5 protein-coding genes are annotated in these 6,926 nt (G+C 71.9%); 3 read left to right on the forward strand and 2 right to left on the reverse strand.

Annotation, left to right across the window (positions count from 1 at the left end; translation table 11 throughout):
* Positions 1-20: 20 nt before the first annotated feature.
* On the reverse strand, positions 21-3,161 hold the full coding sequence (locus ABD327_RS15210; RefSeq protein WP_344451018.1) for an efflux RND transporter permease subunit: 3,141 nt from the start codon (positions 3,159-3,161) through the stop codon (positions 21-23).
* Positions 3,162-3,418: 257 nt separating this feature from the next.
* Between ABD327_RS15210 and ABD327_RS15215 the strand changes: the two genes are divergently transcribed.
* The 3 genes from ABD327_RS15215 to ABD327_RS15225 all read left to right on the forward strand — a co-directional run bounded on the left by ABD327_RS15215 (position 3,419) and on the right by ABD327_RS15225 (position 6,371).
* The gene (locus ABD327_RS15215; protein ID WP_425547122.1) at positions 3,419-4,846 is read left to right on the forward strand and encodes an MFS transporter; all 1,428 of its coding nucleotides are present in this window, start codon (positions 3,419-3,421) and stop codon (positions 4,844-4,846) included.
* Positions 4,847-4,947: 101 nt separating this feature from the next.
* Entirely contained in the window at positions 4,948-5,433 is a 486-nt protein-coding gene (locus tag ABD327_RS15220) for a MarR family winged helix-turn-helix transcriptional regulator (protein ID WP_344451019.1), read from the forward strand.
* An 86-nt stretch (positions 5,434-5,519) separates the two neighbouring features.
* Positions 5,520-6,371, forward strand: a complete 852-nt coding sequence (locus ABD327_RS15225) for an SDR family NAD(P)-dependent oxidoreductase (RefSeq protein ID WP_344451020.1) — start codon at positions 5,520-5,522, stop codon at positions 6,369-6,371.
* 241 nt (positions 6,372-6,612) lie between these two features.
* Here the strand turns inward: ABD327_RS15225 and ABD327_RS15230 are convergent.
* On the reverse strand, positions 6,613-6,926 hold a 314-nt coding region (locus ABD327_RS15230; RefSeq protein WP_344451021.1), incomplete at its 5' end, for a penicillin-binding transpeptidase domain-containing protein.

A 6,926-nucleotide genomic window follows, 5' to 3' on the forward strand; every position in this document is an offset into this window, starting at 1 on the left:
CCCCGGGGCCTCTCGGTGGGTCAGGAGACGGGCTCCAGCTCCGTGTCGTCCCGGCTCTCCTCATCGCGGGCCTGCAAGGACGCCTTCCGTTCGGCCTTGCGGGCCGCGCGGTTCTCGCGGTGCGTCTCGACCATCGTGTAGAGGACCGGGATGAGGATGAGGGTCAGGGCGGTGGAACTGACCAGGCCGCCGATGACGACGACGGCCAGCGGCTGGGAGATGAAACCGCCGTGGCCGGTGATGCCCACCGCCATGGGGATCAGGGCGAAGATGGTGGCCAGGGCCGTCATCAGGATGGGCCGCAGCCTACGGCGTCCTCCCTCGGTGACGGCCTCGGTCACGCCCATGCCCTGGGCGCGGTACTGGTTGACCAGGTCCACCAGGACGATCGCGTTGGTGACGACGATGCCGATGAGCATCAGCATGCCGATCAGCGCGGCGACGCCCATCGGGGTCCCGGTGACCAGCAGCAGGAGGAGCGCGCCGGTGGCGGCGAACGGCACCGACACCAGCAGGACCAGGGTCTGCCGGATGCTGCGGAAGGCCGCGACCAGCAGCAGGAAGACGAGCACGATGGCGGCGAGCATGGCCAGGCCCAGCTGGACGAACGCCTCCTCCTGGTCGGCGGTGACGCCGCCCAGGGTGTAGGTGACGCCGTCCGCCGGCTTCAGGGAGTCCAGCTTCTTCTGGATCGCCTGTGACGCCTTGGCCAGGTCATCGCCGACCGGGACCGCGGTGACGGCGCTGGTGCTCTCGCCGTCCTGCCGGGTGCGCTCGACCGGGCCGTCCACCATGTCGACGGTCGCGACCTGGGAGAGCCGGACCGCGCCTCCCGGCACGCCCGGGACCCTCAGCGCCTTCAGCTCCTCGACCGAGGCGGGCGCCTGGGCGGAGGCCCGGACGACGACGTCGGTCTCGCCGCGTTCGAGGTTGACGGTCGTGACCGTGCTCCCCTGGACGGCCTGCGCCACCACCTGGGCCAGGACCATGTCGCTCAGCCCCATCCGGGCCGCGGAGTCCTTGGCGCGGACGCTCAGCATCGGGACGCTCTCGGACAGGTCGCTGCTGACGTCCTTGACCTCCGGCACCCCGGACAGGGCGTCCTCGACCTGCTTGACGGCGGCGGCGCGCGACGCGTCGTCAGGGGCCTCCACCCGCACCTCGACGGCGTTGCCGAAGCCCATGCCGGTGTTGGCCGCGACCTTGAGCTCACCGGCGCCCGTGAGCGCCTTCAGGTCGTCCTCCAGCGCGGACTGCACCCGCGCGGAGTCCGCGTCCTCGGTGAGGGCCACGCTGTAGGTGGCCTCGCTCGAGCCACCGCTCATCAGCGCGCCCATGGCGCCGCTCGGGGACCCAACGACCACTTGGTAGGACTCCACGCCCTCGGTGTCCGCCAGGACCGCCTCGACCTTGCGGGACGCCTCGTCGGTGGTGTTCAGCGCGGTGCCCGCCGGCATGGCCTGGGTGACGCTCAGCGCCTGGGTGCCCGAGTCGCCGATGAAGTCGGTCTTCACCCCGAAGGAGAGCCCGACGGTGAGGACCAGGACGGCCACGGCCACGGCCAGCACGGACTTGCGGAACCGGACGGCCCAGCCGATCAGCGGTACGTACACCATCTGCAGCAGGCCGGTGCGCTCCTCCTCCTCGGCGCGGCGGCGGAACAACTCGGGATCGGCGCCGGTGTCCGGGACCTTCAGGAACCAGTACGCCAGCACCGGGATGATCGTCAGGGAGACGACCAGGGAGGCGATCATCGCCACGGTGACGGCGATGGAGAACGAGCCGAACAGTTCCCCCACCATGCCGCCCACCAGCGCGATGGGCAGGAACACCGCGACGGTCGTGAGCGTGGAGGAGGTGACCGCGCCGGCGACCTCGCGGACCGCGCCGATGATCGCCCGGCGCTTCTCCTCGCCGTAGCCCAGGTGGCGCTTGATGTTCTCCAGCACCACGATCGAGTCGTCGACGACCCGCCCGACGGCGATGGTGAGGCCGCCCAGGGTGAGCATGTTGAGCGAGTAGCCGTTGAACTTCAGCACGATCAGCGCGACCACCAGCGACAGCGGGATCGAGATCGCGGTCACCAGGGTGGAGCGGGCCGACCGGAGGAAGACCACGATCACCAGGACCGCCATGACCAGGCCGAGCAGCCCCTCCTCCAGCAGGCCGAGAACGGCGTCGCTGACGGCGGGACCCGTGTCGGAGACGATGGTGAGCCCGGCTCCGGCGCCGAGCGCCTTCTCCAGGCCGGGCAGGAGGTCCCGCACCTCTTCGGAGACGGACGAGGAACTGCCGTCACGGTCGAGCATCAGGGAGATGCCGAGGCTCTCCTTGCCGTTGGTGCGGGTCAGGGAGGTCGCGTCGGCGTCGGCGAGGGCGACCGCCGCCACCGAGCCGAGTTTCGCCGGGGTCTTGGACCCGGTCAGCCACAGGTCCTTGATCTGCTGGACCGAGGTGACCGGACCGCCGATCTGGACGCTGAGGCTCTGTTCGCCGGAGGTGAGGGAGCCGGCCGGGACGGTCTGGCCCGCGGCGCTCAGGGCGGTGCCGATCGCGGAGGCGTCCAGGCCGCTCGCGGCGAGCTTCGCCGGGTTCGGCACGATCCGTACGATCTGCTCACGCTCACCGGAGACGGTGACCTCGCTGACGCCGTCCACCGACCGCAGCTCCGGCACCACCTTCGCCTCGACCGCGGCGGCGAGTCCGTCGAGGCCGCCCTGCCCGCCGGAGGTGACGGCGAGCGTCATGGTCGGCAGGTCGTCGGTGGAGAAGGCCATCACCTCGGGCGTGACACCGTCGGGCAGCCTGGCCGAGATCCGGTTGACGGCCTGGCGGACCTCCGTGACGAGCGTGTCGGTCCCGGTGCCGAACTCGAACATCAGCATCACGGTCGCCATGCCCTGCCGGGACGTCGCCGTCGTCGACTCCAGGCCGTCGAGGCCCTTGACCGCGTCCTCGATCGGCTCGGCGACCTGCTCCTCCACCACCTCGGGCGAGGCGCCCGGGTAGGGGGCCATCACGAGCGTCACGGGGACGGAGATGTTCGGCAGCAACTGCTGTTGCAACGTGGGGATCGCGTACGCGCCGAGCGCGAGCAATCCGAGAGTGATCAGCAGCACCAGCTTGCGGTGAGCAAGACTGATCTTGGACAACCAGGACACGGGGCACTCGTTTCACGCGATGGACTGACTCAGGGCACACGGCAAAGCAGGGTCAAGGCAGGGTATGTCGCCTTGTGGATGGCACGAACCCCGGCCCTGCCCCTCTTTCGGAGATCCAGAGTCCTTCCCCTGTGACGAGGAGGGGAAGCCGACCGCTCCGGCATTCAATGTGTACGATGCACATCGCGTGCGCGATACATACGACCGCGTTCCGTGCAGAAAGCGCGCGAACCCCCCTCCACCGGCTGGAGCCCCCCTTGACCTCCCCTCCCCCCGTTCCGCGCAGCGGCCTGATCGTCGGCGTCCTGGCCGGCGCGGGCATCGTGGTCTCCCTGATGCAGACGCTCGTCGTCCCGCTGATCGGAGAGCTCCCCGTCCTCCTGGACACCACCGCCGCCGACGCCTCCTGGGTGCTCACCTCGACCCTCCTGACCGCGGCGGTCGCCACCCCCGTCTTCGGCCGGCTGGGCGACCTCTACGGCAAGCGCCGGATCATGCTGGTGTGCGCGGCGCTGCTGACCCTCGGCTCCCTGGTCTGCGCGCTGAGCGGCTCGCTGGTCCCGGTCGTGGCGGGCCGCGCCCTCCAGGGCCTCGGCCTGCCCCTCATCCCGCTGGGCATCAGCGTGATGCGCGACGTGCTCCCGCCGGAGCGGCTCGGCTCGGCGATGGCGCTGATGAGCTCCTCCCTGGGCGTCGGCGGCGCGCTGGGGCTCCCCCTCTCCGCGACGATCGCCCAGCACGCCGACTGGCACGCGCTCTTCTGGCTGTCGTCCGCGGCGGGCGCGGCGATCGGGGTGCTTCTCGTCACCGTCGTGCCCGAGTCCCCGATCCGCGCCCGCAGCCGGTTCGACCTTCCGGGCGCGCTCGGGCTCGCGGCCGGTCTGGTGTGCCTGCTCCTCGCCGTGTCCAAGGGCGAGGACTGGGGCTGGGGCAGCGGTCTCACCCTCGGCCTGCTCGCCGCCACCCCGATCGTGCTCCTGCTGTGGGGGCTCTGGGAGCTGCGGACCCCGGCCCCGCTGGTCGACCTGCGGGTCAGCGCCGGACGGCAGGTCCTCCTCACCAACACCGCCTCGGTCCTCATCGGATTCTCCATGTACGCGATGTCCCTCGTGGTCATCCAGCTGCTCCAGCTGCCCGAGAGCACCGGGTACGGCCTGGGCCAGACGATGATCCAGGCCGGCCTGTGGATGGCGCCCGGCGGCCTGGTGATGATGGCGGTGTCGCCGGTCGCGGCACGCCTGATCGCCGCGCGGGGGCCCAAGACCTCCCTGGTCCTCGGCGGCCTGGTCATCTCCGCGGGCTACGCCCTCGCCCTGTTCCTGATGAACGCGCCCTGGCAGATGCTGATCGCCTCGACGCTGATCAGCGGCGGGATCGGCCTGGCCTACGCCGCCATGCCCGCCCTGATCATGGGCGCGGTGCCCCGCACCGAGACCGCCGCGGCCAACGGGCTGAACTCGCTCTCCCGCTCGATCGGCACCTCGGTCTCCGCCGCGGTCATCGGAGTCGTCCTCGCCCACATGACGACGCCGTTCGGTCCCGTGTCGGCGCCCTCGGAGGCGGGTTTCCGGGTGGCGCTCGGGATCGGCGCGGGATCCGCGCTGGCGGCCGCGCTGGTCGCCCTGGGCCTCCCCTCCCGGAGCACGTCCCCCGCCGCGGCCGAGCCCGTCAGGACCGCGGCGTGAGCCGTCTCCCCCTTAGGCTTCATCCGGGGCCCTCGCACGAGGGGAGTACGGCGCCATCGGGGAGGGAGCCGCGGGACGTCCGCCCGACGAGGAGGAGCACGGTGACTGACGAGGAGATCGGCCGGATCGAGCAGGAGATGATGACGCTCGGGCGGCACGCCTCCCTGGGCGCCATCGGCGACTGCGCCCGGCAGCCGGTGGCCGGACGGCTGGAACGCAGCGCCTACATCCTGATGAGCCGGATCGAGGCCTCCGGGCCGCTGTCCATCGGCCAGCTCGCCGACGCCTTCGGACTCGACACCTCCACGATCAACCGGCAGACCGCGGCGATGCTGCGCGCGGGCCTCGTCGAGCGCATCCCCGACCCCGACGGGGGCCTCGCCCGCAAGTTCCGCATCACCCCCGAGGGCCTGACCCGCCTGCACCACCACCGCGCCTGGCTCACCCGGGGTCTCGAGCGCGTCCTGGAGGACTGGGAGGAAGCCGACATCCGCGCGCTCGCCGACACCATCGCCCACTTCAACGAGAGCGTGGACCGCCTCCAGCGACGATCACGGGCGGCGGAGGACACCGCGGCCGGAGAGTGACCGTCCCCCGGGCCTCCCCCATCCCAACACCACGTTCCCGGAACAGGCCCTTTGAACGGACGAAGGCCGGTGTTAGCGTCACCCGCATGTTGCGAATGCGGACCCCCTCCCTGCTCGGACGCCGGGTACTCATCACGGGCGCGGCCCGCGGCATCGGTGCGGCCCTGGCCCGACGCCTGCACCAGCGCGGAGCCCGCGTCCTGCTCACCGGGCTCGAGCCCGAACTGCTGGCCAAGGTCGCGGCCGAGTGCGGCGACGCGCCCTGGCTGCCGGCCGACGTCGCCGACCGCGCGGGGCTGACGTCCGCCGTCGACGACCTCGCCGAGACCGCCGGCGGGCTGGACGTCGTCGTCGCCAACGCGGGCATCGCCTGCCAGTGGCCCGTCCTCACCGGCGACCCCGACGTCCTGGAGAAGACCTTCCAGGTCAACGTCCTGGGCACCTACAACACGCTGCGCGCCGCCGGGCCGCACATCTCCCACCCGAGGGGCTACGCCCTGGCCGTCTCCTCGCTCGCCGCCGCCGTCCGCGCCCCGCTCCTGGGCGCCTACAGCTCCTCCAAGGCCGCCGTCGAGGCCCTGGGCGACACCCTGCGCATCGAGCTCCGCCCCACCGGCGCCAAGGTGGGCGTCGCCTACTTCGCCGAGCTCGACACCGACATGACCCACCGCGGCTTCGACACCAGGGCCGTCACCGCCATGCGCACCGCGGGTTCCACCTTCACCGGCGTCACCCCCCTCAAAGCCGGCATAGACGCCCTGGAGAACGGCATCGCCTGGCGTTCCCGCCGCGTCTACGCCCCCCGCTGGGTCGGCCCCGTCCTTCCGGCCCGCGAGATCGCCCAGCGGGTCTTCGAACTCGTCATCACCCCGGCCGTCCCCGAAGCCGTCCGCATAGCCTCCGAGGAGCACCCCCCTTTCACCACCCCCCAGCCCTGACCGCCTTGCCGTTCCTCCGCCCTACGGCAAAAGCGGCGGACGTCCGGCAGAACACCGCGCGTCCGGCCCCTTGGGGCGCGTTCCTTTCCTGTGCCCCTCGAGTTCCTGTGCCCCTCGAACGGAATCCCCTTCCGTTCGAGGGGGATCCGCCTCGCCAGGCCGTACTGCGGCGGCCGGCGGGGCGGCACGTGACACGTCGCCGGAAGGCTTTCGAAGGCGAGTCGCCAGAGAGGCCGCGACGTCAGAGGGCGTTCAGGATGCGGGTGGCCAAGGGGGCGGCGGCCTCGGCGCCTGAGCCGCCGCCGGGGACGAGCACGGAGAAGGCCAGGTCGCCCCGGTAGCCGATGAACCAGGCGTGGGAGTCGCCGGAGTCGCCGAACTCGGCGGTGCCGGTCTTGCCGTGGGTGCCGGCGGGGAGGCCCGCGCCGGCGGCGGTGCCGGTGGTGACGACGGCTCGCATCATGGGGCGGAGCGCCTCGAGGAGACCGGCGGGGATCGGGCGGGAGGCGGGGATCTCCTCGCCCTTCCGCTCGTGGACCTCGGCGGGGAGCATGC

It is taken from the genome of Actinocorallia aurantiaca (assembly GCF_039533685.1).
GTDB classification, from domain to species: Bacteria; Actinomycetota; Actinomycetes; order Streptosporangiales; family Streptosporangiaceae; genus Actinocorallia; species Actinocorallia aurantiaca.